The sequence below is a fragment of the Microbulbifer weihaiensis genome (assembly GCF_048323715.1).
In the GTDB taxonomy this organism is placed as follows: Bacteria; Pseudomonadota; Gammaproteobacteria; order Pseudomonadales; family Cellvibrionaceae; genus Microbulbifer.
Map to the genome: position 1 here is coordinate 597822 of NZ_JBLWFL010000001.1, position 13993 is coordinate 611814.

The window sequence follows — 13993 nt, forward strand, 5'->3', positions numbered from 1 at the left end:
CCCTTTGAGGGGGGGGAGGGGTGCCAGGGCGCCGCGGAGATCCCCCCCTGCTGCGCTCCGGCCTGAATTGACGGGATCAGGGCTTGTCCTGCACCGACCGCAACAACTGCTCCGCGAGCGCAATGGCCTGCTGGCGGTCTTTCACGTCCAGCTTCTGGTACAGGCTGCGGATATGGGTCTTGATGGTACTCGGGGCGACTTTGAAATGGCGGGCGATGCGCTCGTTGGACAGGCCAGAGTGAATGGCATTCAGTACCTGCCACTCCCGCGGGGTCAGCGGGGAGTGGCGCAGGAAATCCGGCACCGCGTCGCTGGCGAGAATCTCGCGCACGATGGTCTCGTCCAGCTCGATACGGATGCCGCCGCCCAGCTCCGGTTGCTGCTGGGCCAGCTTGATCAGCTGCTGTGCCTTCTCGGCCCGGGCCTCGTCCAGGGCCTTGTCCCCGGTTTCCTCCAGCGCGGCTTTCAAGATCACGATCAGCGGCTTGCCGATTTGCAGGGCGCTGGCGGTGAGGTCGCTTTCCAGCAGGATCGTCAGCGCGGCCCTGATGTGCTCAAGGGCCGGTTCGCGGCGCTCGCGTAGCCAGGCCAGGTGGGCAGCGAGTACCCGGTTGCGCAGCTGGTCGGTGACCAGCCCGCAGTCTTCGGCCACCTGCTGCAGGCGGCTCAGCAGTCGGTTGGCGTCGGACCAGCGATGCATGGAGATCAGGGCGCGCACATGGTTGCGGCCGTGGCACTGCTCGAAGTGGTTGCTGGGGCGGTCTGCTACCGGCACCGCCTGTTCCTGCCAGCTGGCGATGGCATCGATATTTTCCAGCGCACGCCACACGCGCATCCGCGCGGCGTCGGCATTGGCTACCCAGTCGCGGTGGTAGTGTTCACCCGCCAGCAGTTGGTCGACCCGCTCGAGCCACTCCAGGCTCTCGTCCTTGTCGCCCCGCGCCAGTGCCACCTTCAGCAGCAGCGTATATTCCGGGAGTAACCAGCGTTCGCCCATCTTGCGATTGATCTGCATGCCGCGGCGGGCGGACTCCGCTGCGCCGTCCAGGTCGCAGGCCTCCCACTGCAGCTGCCCCTGCAGGCGACAAATAAACTCGGAGATTGGCAGGCCGATCAGGTGGTGCTCTTCCACCAGGCGCTGGGCGCGGGCCTGCAGTGCCGCGGCTTTCTTGAGTAATCCCTTGGCAAAGGCGATCTCGGTTTGCTGGCACATGGCCCAGGCGGCGCTCGGGATGTCCTGGCGGGCGAGGGTGGCCTGCTCGACCATTTCCATATTGTGCATCGCCTGATCCAGCTCGCCGAGGCAGAAGCTGGTCTCGCCGATGACCAGCTGGGCGGCGATACGCTCGCTGTCTTTCTCCACCGGCAGCAGGTCGAGGGCCTCGGTGGCGTATTCCTTGGCCTTGAGGATCTGCCCGCGGGCGACGGCTACCTGAGCGCGCATCGCCGCAAAGGCACCCTCGAAGGCGTCCCACTGTTCCGGGTCTTCCCGCTGCAGCCAGCTTTCGGCAGCAGCCAGCAGCTTGTTGCAGCGCTCGTAGTCAAAGCTGTCGCGGGCCAGCCGCGCGGCCAACAGGGTGAAGGGCGCGTGGCGTTTGAGCTGGTCTTCGCCGAGCCAGCTGAGGCTGTCATTCAATACCCGGAACTGGCCCTCGCGCAGGAACTGCTCGCCCTGCTCGTCGAGCAGCTTGCGCACCCGCTCGCGATCCTCGGCTACCAGGGCGTGGCGCAATGCCTCCAGGGGCTGGCCCAGTTCCTGCCAGGTGTCGCTGGCGATCTGGTGTTGCTGTACCAGCTGCCCGCGATCCGACAGCTGGCGCTGCAGGAAGCGCGCAAATACCGGGTGAAAGCGGAACCACTGGCGGCTGGAGTCCATCGCCTGCAGGAAGAGCCCGCGGCTGGCGGCCAGTTCCAGCTGCTGCTGGCCGCCGCTCTGGCCACTCAGACGCTCGGCCAGCAGACCGTTGACACGGGTGAGAATGGAGGCGTTTGACAGCAGCTGGCGCAGCTCCGGCTCCAGCCGCTCCAGCACTTCTTCGGCCAGGTAGTCGAGGATATGCCCGTGTCCCTGTTCCAGCTCTCCCAGGTAGCGGTCAACTTCCTCCTGGTTGCGCACGGAGAGGGCGAACATCTGCACTGCCGGTGGCCAGCCCTCGGAGAGCTGGTGGAGCTGGGCAATGCGATCACTGCCGAGTGCAAACGGCAGGCGCTGGGCCAGCAGTTGCGTGGTTTCTTCCAGGGTGAGGGCCAGGTCTTCGCTGCCCAGTTCCAGCAGCCGTCCCTGCAAGCGCAGTGAGGCGAGGCCCAGCGGCGGCTGGCTGCGGCTGGTAATCACCACACCGATGCCGGCGGGCGCATGCCGGAGCAGGAAGCGGGTGGTGTCGTGGATTTCGGGGTTGTCGATCTGGTGGTAATCGTCGAGAACGATGCGCAATTCGCTGGGCAGGTGGCGCAGTTCCGCAAGCAGTTGACTGATAACCAGCGCCGGATCTGGCATCTGCGGGGCCGCGAGCATTTTCCTGCTCTCGGGAACCCCGTTGCCGGTAGCGCGATGCACGCTCTCCACCAGGTAGCGACAGAACTGTCCGGGTTCGTTGTCGCCGCCGTCCAGTGAGTACCAGGCGACCGGGCTGTCCTGCTCCGCCGCCCAGGAGGCGACCAGGGTTGTTTTACCGTAGCCGGCGGGGGCGGTGACCAGTAACAGCTGGTCACTCTGACTTTCTTCCAGCAGTGTCAGCAGGCGCTGGCGCTGCAGGGTGTGCTCGGGGCAGTCGGGGAGGCTGTACTTTGAAGCTAGAAGCATGGTCTCGACGGTTTCCACGGGCTTTCAGGTAGGCGCAATTGTACTACGTTAGTGTGCCCTGCAGAGGTTGCCCCTGCCTCCCCCCTGCGGGGGGAGTATGGCGTTGATTCCTGGCCATGCGTATTGCGCCTAGCTGTCGCGGCCGGTCAGTACGCGCTGGATGAACTGAATCATATCGTCCAGCGCTGCCGGGGCATCCTCATCGAAGCAATTGCCCAGGTATTCATTGCAGCCGCTCTCGAGGAATGCATGGTTTTTACCCGGATAGACTTTGTATTCCACGTCCTGTCCCGCAGAGCGCAACTTATCCACAAACTGCTCCACCGCCTGCGGTGGCGTGGTGGTGTCCTTGCTGCCGACGTGGGCGAACACCGGAGGCAATTTGTATTCGGTGGCTTTCGGCACCAGGTACACCGGCGATACGGCTTTGTAGAGTTCTGGGTTTTGCTGCGCATTGTATTCCGCACCAAACATCCCCCGCGCCTTGGCACCGCCCATTTGCCAGAAGAAGTTGTCCGGACTTTCAAACCCTTCCAACGCCGCACTGTAGAGGTCAAAGGCGCCATAACTCAACACCGCGGCCTGCACCGCGAGGGCGTCGTGCTCCGCGATGTCTTCCGGCGTCTTGCCACCGGGTAAATAAGTGGGGGTGAACGCGAGACTTTCCGGTGAAAAACCCGCGCTGCTGAGGTTGCGTGCCGCGAGTAATACCATGGCGCTCAGGTGCCCGCCGGCGCTGTCTCCGGTGACCGCAATGCGCGAGGGGTCGCCGCCATAGCGGGCGATGTTTTCCTTTACCCAGAGCAATCCGCCGAGCGCATCTTCGACGATGTCATCCATATTGGTGGAGTTGGCGTTATCCCCCAGCAAGCGATAGTTCATGTTGGCCACCACAAAATCACCGTGGCTGGCGATATAGCGCGCAGCGGAATCCATGATGCGATTGCTGTTAATCAGCCAGCCGCCACCGTGGTAGATCACCACCACTGGTCGGGGCTCGGGGGCGTTTTCCAGCGGGGTGAAAATATCGCTAGTGAGTGCCCTGCCGTTAACTTCTGCCCAGGGGATGTCGCGGTGGATGGTGAGCGCCGCGGGCATTTCCGTGGCGCTGGCACTTTGTGGTGGAACCAGCGCGGCAAACAGGATTAACCACAGGGTGCGGTGCAACCGCAGGAAATGGCGCTTTCCGGACATCGGTATGCCTCACAATATTGACTGTGAGGCATACTCTATTTGTCGCGGAGACGAATTGCCACCGTGGAGTCAATTACTGTCAGGCGCTCGCTGCCATACTTTCATCGACTGCTTTTTTGTACAGGGATTTTTTCGGCTGTGCGAATACGCGCTTGAGCATTGGCTCGAAAAATTCCAGTGGCAATACCTCGGCTTCCGGATTGAACGCCGGCGCGTCGTATTTCTCGATAAATTCCAGCGTGCGCGCAAAGTGTTCGTGGTCGCGGTACTGGTCGCGCAGATTTCTTTCCATGCCCAGGTAGTGGAAGAAGTAATAGCCCTGGAAGATGGCGTGGTGCTTGATCATCCAGTGATTGGCTTCGCTGACGAAGGGCTCCAGCAGCACAGCGGCCACGTCGGCATGGTTGTATGTGCCCAGGGTGTCGCCGATGTCATGTAGCAGGGCGCACACGACATACTCTTCGTCCTTGCCATCCCGGTAGGCAAACGTTGCCGTCTGCAGGCAGTGGGTAAGGCGGTCTACCGGGAAACCACCGAAGTCACCATCAAGCAGTTTCAGGTGCGCAATAATGCGCTCCGGCAGCTTTTGCGCAAACGGGCCGAAGGCATCGGCAATACACTTCCAGTCTTCGGCGGTGCCGTCTTCCATTTGGGAAAACTGTGCGCGTTTTTCGTTGGTATTTTCCATTATTTTTTTCTCTCTCAATGTTTAAAACGGCCGGGCAATATCAGCGGCGGTAGCTGGGATCCATGCGGTCGAGTTTACGCAGCAGCGCAGGCCAGGCGATTTTCCCGCCCTGGTTGCTGGTGACCTTGTTCCCTTCCCCAATGATCTTGTCGATGATCGGTTGTGGCACCGGTGTCAGTGGGCGGTTACCGGCCAGTGCGGCGACCTGGATTTCGCAGGACTTTTGCAGGATGAACATTGCGAGGAAGGCATCAGCTACGGTTGCGCCGCAGGTGAGCAGGCCGTGGTTGCGCAAAATCATGTAATTAGCGGTGCCGAGATCCCGAACCAGGCGGACTTTCTCGTCTTCGCGGACGGCAATGCCCTCGTAGTCGTGGTAAGCAAGGTTTGACAGCGGGAACAGGGACTGCTGGGACAATGGCAGCAGTCCTTCACTGTGCGCTGCCACGGCTACGCCCTCGGTGGTGTGGGTGTGCATCACACACTGGGCGTCTTCACGGGCCTCGTGAATGGCACTGTGGATGGTGAAGCCGGCCGGGTTGACCGGGAAGGGACTGTCGTCGACCTTCTCACCGTTGACGTCGATCTTAACCAGGCTCGACGCGGTAATTTCTTCAAACAGGGCACCGAAGGGATTGATCAGGAAGTGGTGCTCCGGGCCCGGTATGCGCACCGAGAGGTGGGTGAATACGATTTCGTCCCAGCCATAGTGGGCGACCAGGCGATAGGCGGCGGCGAGGTCGACGCGCAACTGCCACTCTTCCGCGCTGACTTTGCCTTCGAGAGACGGAATGGAGTCAAAGTTCGGTTGCATGGTGTTCTCTCTGGTTATCTGGCTATTAGGTTTTTTTTAGCTCTACAGGCGCATTCTAGAAATGCCCCCGGGCCTGTGACTGTCAATTCGTTTACACTTTGCTTCCAATTTTCTGCCCGGTTTTCAGTTTGACCCTATGCGTGACCTGCTGACGATCATAGATACTTGCCCGCTCTTGGCGGGACTGAGCGAGAAGGCGCGGGCGACACTGTTGCCGCTCTGCCGCATTCGTACCTATTCGGCGGGCGAAATCATTTACCCCCCGGGCTCCATGCAGAGCAATCTGTGCATCATTGCTGAGGGCCGTGTACGTATTTGTTCCAGCAATGCCAAGGGACGCGAAGCAATGCTGGCGATTCTGGACGTTGGCGCCTGGTTTGGGGATACAGTATTTTCTCCGGGCATGCCGCGGGTATTTGGCGCCACTGCCCACGATGACTGTCGGGTTGCCGAAGTTTCCGGGGAGGGATTGCGGGAATTGCTGCAGCGCTTTCCCGAGGCCTATCCGGTGGTGCTGGATCAGGTGAGCCGCCGGCTGTGGTCTGCGATGTCGGTCATCCAGGATGATGTACTGCGGGGTACCGAGGCGCGGATTGGCCGACGCCTGCTGTTTTTGGCGCATATGCACAACCGTGTGGACGACAGCAGTGCCGGGGTGAGTTTTGCGCTTACCCGGGAGCTGCTGGCGAATATGATGGGGATGACCCGCCAGGGGGTGCACCGGGTGCTGAAAAACATTGAGGCGCAGGGGCTGATTGAGTTCGAGTACGGGCGCGTGACCATTGCGGATCCCGCGCGCCTGGAAAAATATGTCGACGGGCTGGAATGAAAACGCCAGCCCGTGTTTGCTGTAGTTAGGCTTCGCCCACCGCCTGGGTTTTCCCCGCGGTGTTATCTTCGATGTCATTTTTGCCGATGACGCGGCGGCCGTACGCGGCCAGCAGGAAGCCGATCGGGAACATAATCACCCCATAGATGGCCGACGGCACTGACATCTCACTGGATTGCATCAGTGTCAGGGTAACCATCAGCCCCAGGGTGCCATTCTTGATCCCAAGCTCCGTGGCCACCGCCAGTCCTTCGCGCTTGCTCAAGCCGGCCAGTTTTGCACACAGCAGCCCCAGGCCAATACCCAGCACGTTAAGCGCAATGGCCGCAGGGCCGGACTGGATCAGCAGGTCGAGGAAGCGGTCGCGAATGCCGTAGACAACGGCAACGATCAGTACTCCCATCACCAGGGCGCCGAAAAGGCTCACGAGACTTTCCGCACGAGCCGCCAGCGCCGGTTTGGTCGCCTTGATGACCATGCCGATGGCAACAGGCAGCAACACGATGACCGATAGCATCAACACCGTTTTCAAAAATGGCAGCGCGATTTCCTGTTGCGTGTCGTAGTAGGTTTGCAGCGCGTAGTTGGCGAAGAACGGCAGCGACATGATGGTGATCAGACTCGCGGAAACCGTCAGTACAATCGATAGCGCCACATTGCCGCGCGCCAGCAGGGTAAACAGGTTGGAGGTGGTGCCGCCCGGGCAGGCGGCAATGATCACAAGGCCAACGGCCATCGCCGGTGACAGTTGCAGCGCCCAGGCGATGGCAAAGGCGGCCAATGGCATGAGCAATATCTGGGTTAGTGTACCGATGATCAACCCGGTGGGCTTGACGGTTACCTGGTGGAAGTCACGTGCGGTAAGGGTCATGCCAATACCGATCATGATAATAAACAGCGAGATCGGCAGGCCAATCGAGGTCAGTGGGCCGGATTCCATAGGGTACTCCACACTTTTATTATTGGATTGAATTGTTATAGACCAGTGAAACTGGTTTGCATCGCTCCTGGCATTGTAGGAGGTCTACTGCGACCCAGAATGTAAATTATTTGACAGTCTGTCACGTGGCTGGCCGTGAGCGCACACAGCCGGTATATATGGCGAGAGCGGCAGCGTCTACTGCCGCAGTGAATGTTGACTCGTGTTGGGGGTTACTCGCGCAGGTGCAGGCTGTATCTGACCATGGTGTAGTCGCGCGGATCCGCGTGGCAGTCGAAGCCGAGCTCCCGGGCTACGTGGTCAATGGCATTGTTGCCGGCGGATTCAATGGAATAGATTTCTTCAAGGCCGTCGTCGCGGGCCGCCTCCACCAGTTCGTGCAGCAGGTGTTTGCCCAAGCCGGCGTTCTGCCATTCGTCCGCAACCATCACCGCACACTCACAGGAGCGGCCATCCGGGTCGCAGGCAAAGTTGGCGACACCAACGGCGCGCTCGTTACCGGCCTCGTCTTTGGCTAGGGCAATGAAGGCTTCATGCTGCGGGTCATTGTCGGTAAGGATTTTCATCAGCTGCTTGCTGATCTGGCCAATACCTCCGAGAAAGCGCATGCGGCTGGAGTCTGCGGAAAGGCCGCTGACCAGATCGCGTTCGAGATCTCCGTCTGAGGCGCGCACAGGGCGAATGAGCACCTGTCGGCCGTCCCTGAGCGTGTAGCGCGTACTGTAAAGATCTCCGTTGGCGTGCTTGTTCGTCGAGCCGGTCATTGCCGAATACCTCCCCGTTAACCACGGTTGAAACACCGTAACGTGCAGCGTGCTCAATCGGTGGTTCACTATTTTTCCGGTTACCGATTGTTGCGGCCAAATCAGGCCGGTCATGACTGAAGGGTACGGTGACCGGATATGCCTCCCAAGTGACTCGCGGGATTTAACCGGAAGATGCGGCCAATTAGCGTTGCGGTTGCGATCGGCAAAATAAAACTAGGTAGTCTGCAGCCTTGTGTTATAGTGCCGCGGCTGGCCATACCGCCAGCTGCGTCATCTGTAGGCCGGACTGTTTCCCGGCTCTGTTTCGGAACAATATTTCTCTTATTGTATCCGACCCTCTTCTACTGAATGCCGCAAAGCGCCAGAGAGGAATTTCTGGCTAACGCCCGCGGCGGCGTGCCCGGTGATGGTTCTGCAAAATGCGCACGGCGCACTGATACCAGCCTCGCACCTCCTGTGAATTTTCTGTCCGCGCAGACGACTTTTCCCACTATCGGAATCAGTGTACTGCGGGGCGCCCACAATCTATATCAAGCAGATTTATGTTATTTGAAGATCTCGGCCTTGCGCCGGAATTGGCCCGCGCCGTAGCGGAGCAGGGCTATACCCAACCGACCCCGATTCAGTCTCAGGCCATTCCGGTGGTTATGCGCGGCGGCGATGTGATGGCCGCGGCCCAAACCGGTACCGGTAAAACCGCCGGTTTTACCCTGCCTCTGCTGCACCGCCTCAGCGCCGGCGAGCGCGCGCGCAACAATCAGGTGCGCGCACTGGTGCTGACGCCGACCCGCGAACTTGCGGCTCAGGTGTTCGACAATGTGCAGAGCTACAGCCAGTATCTGCCGATGCGTCACTCGGTGGTATTTGGCGGGGTGAAAATCAACCCGCAAATGATGCGCCTGCGCGGCGGTGCCGACATTCTGGTCGCCACACCGGGGCGCTTGCTCGACCTGTATAACCAGCGCGCGATCAAGTTTGATCAACTGGAAGCCCTGGTTCTGGATGAAGCGGACCGCATGCTCGACATGGGCTTTATCCACGACATCAAGAAAATTCTGCGCGTCCTGCCGGCCAAGCGTCAGAACCTGCTGTTCTCCGCCACCTTCTCTCCGGAAATCCGCGCACTGGCCAAGGGGCTGGTGAACGATCCGGTTGAGATCGATGTGAGCCCGCGCAATACGACGACGGAAACCGTGCGCCAGAAGCTGCACCCGGTGGACAAGGCGCGCAAGCCGGCATTGCTGTGCCACCTGATTCGCGAGAACAACTGGCATCAGGCGCTGGTATTCAGCCGTACCAAGCACGGCGCCAACCGACTGGTGAAGCAGCTTGAGAGCAGCAAAATCAGTGCGGCGGCGATTCACGGCAACAAGAGCCAGAATGCGCGTACCAAGGCCCTCGCCGACTTCAAGTCTGGCAAGGTGCAGATTCTGGTGGCCACCGATATCGCCGCGCGCGGTATCGATATTGACCAGCTGCCACAGGTGGTCAACTTTGACTTGCCGAATGTGCCGGAAGATTACGTACACCGTATTGGCCGCACCGGTCGCGCCGGCGCGCGCGGCCAGGCGGTGTCTCTGGTTTCGGCGGATGAGATCAAGCAGCTGCGCGATATTGAAAAGCTGATCAACAAGCAGATCGAGCGCGAAGAAATCGACGGCTTTGAACCGGATCACCAGCTGCCGGAGTCCGGCGGCAAGATGGCGCGTGGAGCCCAGGTTCGTCGCGATGGCCCAGCCCGCAATAAGCCGGCTGCGCGTCGCAATGGATCCGGCGGTAATGGCTCCGGCAACCGTTCCGGCAATGGCGAGGGCCGCCAGGGCAACCGCGCCGATGGTCGCGGCAACCAGCCCCGCGGCGAGCGCGCGGAAAAAGGGGCCCGCTCCTCTGGTAATGGTGCCGGTAACGGCAATCGCAGTCGCCAGGACGGTGCGCGCAGTGGTAATGGCGGTAATGGCGAGCGCGGCAATCGCGCAGGCGGCGCTGAGCAGCGCAACCGTCCGCGCCGCCCACGGCGCACTGAGACCGCGTGAAGCAAACGCGCGGTTGGAAATATTTTATATTTAAGCGGGCCTTGAGCCCGCTTTTTTGTGAGCTGTCACTTACAGGGAAAAGTGTACCGACGCTGGCCCCTTACCTGTAGAAAATTCCCTCCCCCAAAGATCCTGATGGCAGAACCTGTCTTTCGTGACTTTATATCGTATGACTTCTGTGACCGCGGAGTATTAATATTTTTTACGCCAATGACAGCGTTGTCATTGGCGGTTCCGGTGTGACCTGTTTTGCCGGGTCACAAGCCGGCATTTTGAGCGTTCCCGCAGAGGGGCGTGAATGCAGTACTGGGGATCGCGGGCGATCCCGTATTTGGGGTAGAGTTATGTATCGATCTTTTCGTGCCAGTGCGTCCGCGCTGGCCCTGGCGGTTGCCGCCACATGTTCATTTTCCGTTTCCGCACAGTCCGTCCAGGTGAGCTGCACTGGGGTTTCCGATTGGGATCCCGCGAGCGCCTACTCCACCGGTACTCAGGTGACCGAGGGCGCTCAGCGCTACACCGCGAACTGGTGGAACCAGAATACCCTGCCTTCCACCCACAGCGGTGAGTGGGGCGAATGGTCGCTCGACGGTGACTGCCTGCCCGAATTCCATGAAGTCGTCATCGAGAAAGAGCTGATGATCCGTGATCTGTCGGTGGTGGACTCCGAGCATGCGATCAGCGGCGCCCTGTCGTGGAAGCATTTGATTGAACAGATGATGCCGCAGGAAAACCCTACTGATGCGGAAAAAGAGGCCTTTGTCCTGCACTGGCTCAACAGCTTTCTCAACCAGCAGGTGATCAACGAAGATGTGGTGCCTGCGCGCCCGGATATCGGGCCGCTGTTTATCGAACCCTGGCGTGGCGTCAGCCTCAGCATGAGCGAGGGCACCAGTGACGCGCTCAATTTTGATATCGACCTGTTTCGCCTGCTGGCCATTGTCTACCGCCCGGATCTGCACCAGCGCGACGCGGATGGCAATGTCATCAGTGGCGGGGAAGCCCGCTTTATCTACAGTTTCAACCAGCCCGCGAGCGGCGGGTCTCTGCCCGCCAAAGTGATTTTCGAATATGGGCTGGAAGCCAGCTCGGAAGAGGAATTGCTGGCCTGGGCTGAAGCCTTCCATGCGCTCGGCGCATTGGAGTTCGGCGAGCAGTTCAATCAGCAACTGATCGAGCTTACCGGCCGTTTTACCGGCAAAAACGCGGTGCCCCACAAGCCCAATGGCAGCGCGCTGAACCAGTTGCGCACCAACGAACTGCCGTTTGATGCACCCTGGCAGTTGCGCGAGTTCAAGCTGAGCGCGGAAACCGGTTTGCTGGAACCCGCCACTGTGGCCCAGACCCCGGCGGGCTCGCTGAACGGTACCCAGTTGTTTGCGGACTATGTAAACAGCGCAGAAGCCGAGATCCTCGATGGTAGCTATATCGTACCGCTGACGTTTGCCGGCCAACCGTTGCTGGGTGGTTTTTCTGATGTGGAGTTCGGTGCATTTGCAGCACCGGTTTCCGATTGGGACGGCCCGGGCATCGTCAATAACGAAGCGCGGCATATTGTCAGCCTGAACACCTGTAATGGCTGTCACGGTACTGAAACCAACACGTCTTTTAGTCACGTAGTCGAGCGTGAACAGGGTCAAGTGGCAGAGCTGTCTCCGTTCATGACCGGCGTCGTGCGCAATTTTGCGACCGGTGAAGACGACCCCTTCTTTGTTCAAGATCCGGTCACCGGAGAGCTGCGTCAGTTCCAGGAACTGGCAGATCGCGAATTTATCCTGAGTTGCCTGCTTGAAGCCTGCATGAATAGTGCTGCGGTACAGCCGAGGGCATTGCGCAGCTTCTCGCCCGTAATCAATAGCGACGCAGCGCGATACAAAGAGTTGATGCATTCGCGTCGCGCGCGCGCGCACTGATTTGTGTGAAGGCGCGAACAATCGGCCAGGGTAAACAGCCGATTGATGCGTTAGCCAAAAAAAACCGGAAGGCCCCTGTGCTTTCCGGTTTTTTATTTGTACCTGGTGATTGCTGGTTCAACGTCAGCCGGACAGCGCATCCAGCAACACCTTGGCGGTGCCTTCAGATGAGGCCGGGTTTTGGCCAGTGATCAGAAGGCCGTCGCGCACCACGTGGCTTTGCCAGTCGTCCGCTTTGGAGTAGTGGCCGCCATTTTTCTGCAGCATGTCTTCCACCAGGAATGGCACCACATCCGTGAGCCCCACGGCCTCTTCCTCGCTATTGCTAAACCCGGTGACCTTCTTGCCGGCCACCAGTGAAATGCCATTTTCGGCGCGTACATGACGGAACACCGCGGGGGCATGGCACACCGCCGCCACCGGTTTCTGTGCAGCAAAAAACTGTTCGATCAGTTCGATGGAGCGCTCGTCCTCGGCCAGATCCCACAATGGGCCGTGCCCGCCGGGATAGAACACCGCATCGAACGCATCCGCATCAACGTCTGCCAGGGGCAGGGTGTTGGCGAGCTGAGCCTTGCTGTCCGCGTCTTCGGCAAACCGGCGGGTCGCGTCAGTCTGCGCATCCGGGTCATCGCTTTTCGGATCCAGCGGCGGTTGGCCGCCCTTGGGAGATGCCAGGGTGATGTTGGCCCCGGCATCTTTGAACACGTAGTAGGGCGCGGCAAATTCCTCGAGCCAGAAGCCGGTTTTATTGCCGGTATCTCCCAGCTGGTCGTGGGATGTCAGCACCATCAGAATTTTCATAGGTCTACCTGCTTTACTTTATTTCAAGTTGGTATGTATTTTCGCGGTTGCCTCAGTCGTCGTCACCCACCCGGATGACCAGCTTGCCGAAGTTCTTGCCCTCGAGCAATCCGGCAAGGGCTTCGGGGGCCTGCTCCAGGTTGTCGACAACCTGCTCGCGATATTTGATTTTGCCCTCCGCATACCAGCGCGACATATCCTGGTAAAACTCATCGTAGCGGTGGCCGTAGTCATCGAAAATGATAAAGCCCTGTACCCTCAGGCGCTTGGTCAGGATCAGCCCCATCAACAGCCCGAGGCGGTCTGGCCCTTCCGGCAGGTTGGTGGCGTTGTACTGGGAAATCAGGCCGCATACCGGGATGCGCGCGCCGGTATTCAGAAGTGGCAAAACGCCGTCCAGTACCTTGCCGCCGACATTCTCGTAGTAGACGTCAATGCCGCTTGGGCAGGCCGCGGACAGCTGCGCGGCGAAATCATCTGCGTAGTGATCGACACAGGCATCAAAACCCAGCTCGTCCACCGCAAAGCGACATTTCTCCGCGCCACCGGCAACGCCGATTACACGACAGCCTTTCAGTTTGCCGATCTGGCCTACGGTGGCGCCCACCGGCCCAGTGGCTGCGGCAACGACCAGCGTTTCACCTTCCTTGGGCGCGCCGATATCCAGCAGGCCCATGTAGGCAGTAAAGCCGGGCATGCCGAGTACACCCAGTGCGAGCGACGGCTGTGCGGGACTTTTGCCTAGATTGATCAGCATGGTGCCATCCGACAGGGCGTAGTCCTGCCAGCCACAGGTATAGGAGAGCACCCAGTCCCCTGCCTCAAAGCCATCGAGGCGGGAATCCACAACCCGGTTTACGGTGCCGCCCACCATCACCTCACCGATGCCCACCGGTTCAGCGTAAGACGGCGCATCGCTCATCCGCCCGCGCATGTAAGGATCCAGAGAGAGGAAAACCGTGCGCAGGAGTACCTGGCCATCCGCCGGCTGCGGGATATCGGTCTGTTCGAGGCGGAAATTATCCGGGCCCGGTGCTCCGACCGGGCGCGAAGCGAGTACAAGGCGGCGATTGTGATCTTTGGACTGGTTCAGGCTCATGGGCGGTCTCCATTGCTGGTCTTAGTTGTAGTCGGAATTTTGTCGATTCCGTTCCATTCGGGTGTACTTCTAAAAGTTTTTGGCTATTAGAAAAGTGCTGAAGGTGCTG

General features: G+C 59.9%; 11 protein-coding genes. 3 read left to right on the forward strand and 8 right to left on the reverse strand.

Going from position 1 to position 13993, the window contains the following annotated elements; translation table 11 throughout:
• Nucleotides 1-76 precede the first annotated feature (76 nt).
• The 4 genes from malT to ACNKU7_RS02595 form a co-directional block, all read right to left on the reverse strand.
• Nucleotides 77-2803, reverse strand: coding sequence for an HTH-type transcriptional regulator MalT (malT, locus tag ACNKU7_RS02580; RefSeq protein WP_418295395.1), 2727 nt, complete (start codon nt 2801-2803; stop codon nt 77-79).
• Nucleotides 2804-2932: 129 nt separating this feature from the next.
• On the reverse strand, nt 2933-3997 hold the full coding sequence (locus ACNKU7_RS02585) for an alpha/beta hydrolase (RefSeq protein ID WP_418295396.1): 1065 nt from the start codon (nt 3995-3997) through the stop codon (nt 2933-2935).
• Between the two features lie 79 nt (nt 3998-4076).
• Nucleotides 4077-4685, reverse strand: coding sequence for an HD domain-containing protein (locus ACNKU7_RS02590; RefSeq protein ID WP_418295397.1), 609 nt, complete (start codon nt 4683-4685; stop codon nt 4077-4079).
• A 40-nt stretch (nt 4686-4725) separates the two neighbouring features.
• Nucleotides 4726-5499: a class II aldolase/adducin family protein gene (locus tag ACNKU7_RS02595; protein WP_418295398.1), complete on the reverse strand. Its 774-nt coding sequence runs from the start codon at nt 5497-5499 to the stop codon at nt 4726-4728.
• A gap of 136 nt (nt 5500-5635) precedes the next feature.
• Here ACNKU7_RS02595 and ACNKU7_RS02600 point away from each other — a divergent pair, with 136 nt between their 5' ends.
• Entirely contained in the window at nt 5636-6328 is a 693-nt protein-coding gene (locus tag ACNKU7_RS02600; protein ID WP_418295399.1) for a Crp/Fnr family transcriptional regulator, read from the forward strand.
• Between the two features lie 25 nt (nt 6329-6353).
• On the opposite strand, the gene ACNKU7_RS02605 is transcribed toward ACNKU7_RS02600, so the two are convergent.
• The gene (locus tag ACNKU7_RS02605; RefSeq protein WP_418295400.1) at nt 6354-7268 is read right to left on the reverse strand and encodes a bile acid:sodium symporter family protein; all 915 of its coding nucleotides are present in this window, start codon (nt 7266-7268) and stop codon (nt 6354-6356) included.
• A gap of 212 nt (nt 7269-7480) precedes the next feature.
• A complete protein-coding gene (locus ACNKU7_RS02610; RefSeq protein ID WP_418295401.1) occupies nt 7481-8032 on the reverse strand; it encodes a GNAT family N-acetyltransferase in 552 nt (183 codons plus the stop codon).
• Between the two features lie 545 nt (nt 8033-8577).
• On the opposite strand from ACNKU7_RS02610, the gene ACNKU7_RS02615 reads away from it, so the two are divergent.
• Together ACNKU7_RS02615 and ACNKU7_RS02620 are read left to right on the forward strand one after the other, a co-directional pair.
• Entirely contained in the window at nt 8578-10068 is a 1491-nt protein-coding gene (locus ACNKU7_RS02615) for a DEAD/DEAH box helicase (protein ID WP_418295402.1), read from the forward strand.
• Nucleotides 10069-10412: 344 nt separating this feature from the next.
• Nucleotides 10413-11981 carry a hypothetical protein gene (locus ACNKU7_RS02620; RefSeq protein ID WP_418295403.1) on the forward strand — a complete coding sequence of 523 codons (1569 nt, stop codon included), beginning with the start codon at nt 10413-10415 and terminating at the stop codon, nt 11979-11981.
• Between the two features lie 123 nt (nt 11982-12104).
• On the opposite strand, the gene ACNKU7_RS02625 is transcribed toward ACNKU7_RS02620, so the two are convergent.
• Both ACNKU7_RS02625 and ACNKU7_RS02630 read right to left on the reverse strand, forming a co-directional pair.
• The gene (locus tag ACNKU7_RS02625) at nt 12105-12785 is read right to left on the reverse strand and encodes a type 1 glutamine amidotransferase domain-containing protein (protein ID WP_418295404.1); all 681 of its coding nucleotides are present in this window, start codon (nt 12783-12785) and stop codon (nt 12105-12107) included.
• A 52-nt stretch (nt 12786-12837) separates the two neighbouring features.
• Nucleotides 12838-13884 (reverse strand): NADP-dependent oxidoreductase, encoded by a 1047-nt coding sequence (locus tag ACNKU7_RS02630; protein ID WP_418295405.1) that lies wholly within the window; start codon nt 13882-13884, stop codon nt 12838-12840.
• Between the last annotated feature and the right edge of the window lie 109 nt (nt 13885-13993).

Excerpts from the sequence above, each read along its gene's own strand:
- malT (WP_418295395.1), bottom strand. The coding sequence starts at position 2,803 with ATGCTTCTAGCTTCAAAGTACAGCCTCCCCGACTGCCCCGAGCACACC.
- ACNKU7_RS02585 (WP_418295396.1), bottom strand. The coding sequence starts at position 3,997 with ATGTCCGGAAAGCGCCATTTCCTGCGGTTGCACCGCACCCTGTGGTTA.
- ACNKU7_RS02590 (WP_418295397.1), bottom strand. The coding sequence starts at position 4,685 with ATGGAAAATACCAACGAAAAACGCGCACAGTTTTCCCAAATGGAAGAC.
- ACNKU7_RS02595 (WP_418295398.1), bottom strand. The coding sequence starts at position 5,499 with ATGCAACCGAACTTTGACTCCATTCCGTCTCTCGAAGGCAAAGTCAGC.
- ACNKU7_RS02600 (WP_418295399.1), top strand. The coding sequence starts at position 5,636 with ATGCGTGACCTGCTGACGATCATAGATACTTGCCCGCTCTTGGCGGGA.
- ACNKU7_RS02605 (WP_418295400.1), bottom strand. The coding sequence starts at position 7,268 with ATGGAATCCGGCCCACTGACCTCGATTGGCCTGCCGATCTCGCTGTTT.
- ACNKU7_RS02610 (WP_418295401.1), bottom strand. The coding sequence starts at position 8,032 with ATGACCGGCTCGACGAACAAGCACGCCAACGGAGATCTTTACAGTACG.
- ACNKU7_RS02615 (WP_418295402.1), top strand. The coding sequence starts at position 8,578 with ATGTTATTTGAAGATCTCGGCCTTGCGCCGGAATTGGCCCGCGCCGTA.
- ACNKU7_RS02620 (WP_418295403.1), top strand. The coding sequence starts at position 10,413 with ATGTATCGATCTTTTCGTGCCAGTGCGTCCGCGCTGGCCCTGGCGGTT.
- ACNKU7_RS02625 (WP_418295404.1), bottom strand. The coding sequence starts at position 12,785 with ATGAAAATTCTGATGGTGCTGACATCCCACGACCAGCTGGGAGATACC.
- ACNKU7_RS02630 (WP_418295405.1), bottom strand. The coding sequence starts at position 13,884 with ATGAGCCTGAACCAGTCCAAAGATCACAATCGCCGCCTTGTACTCGCT.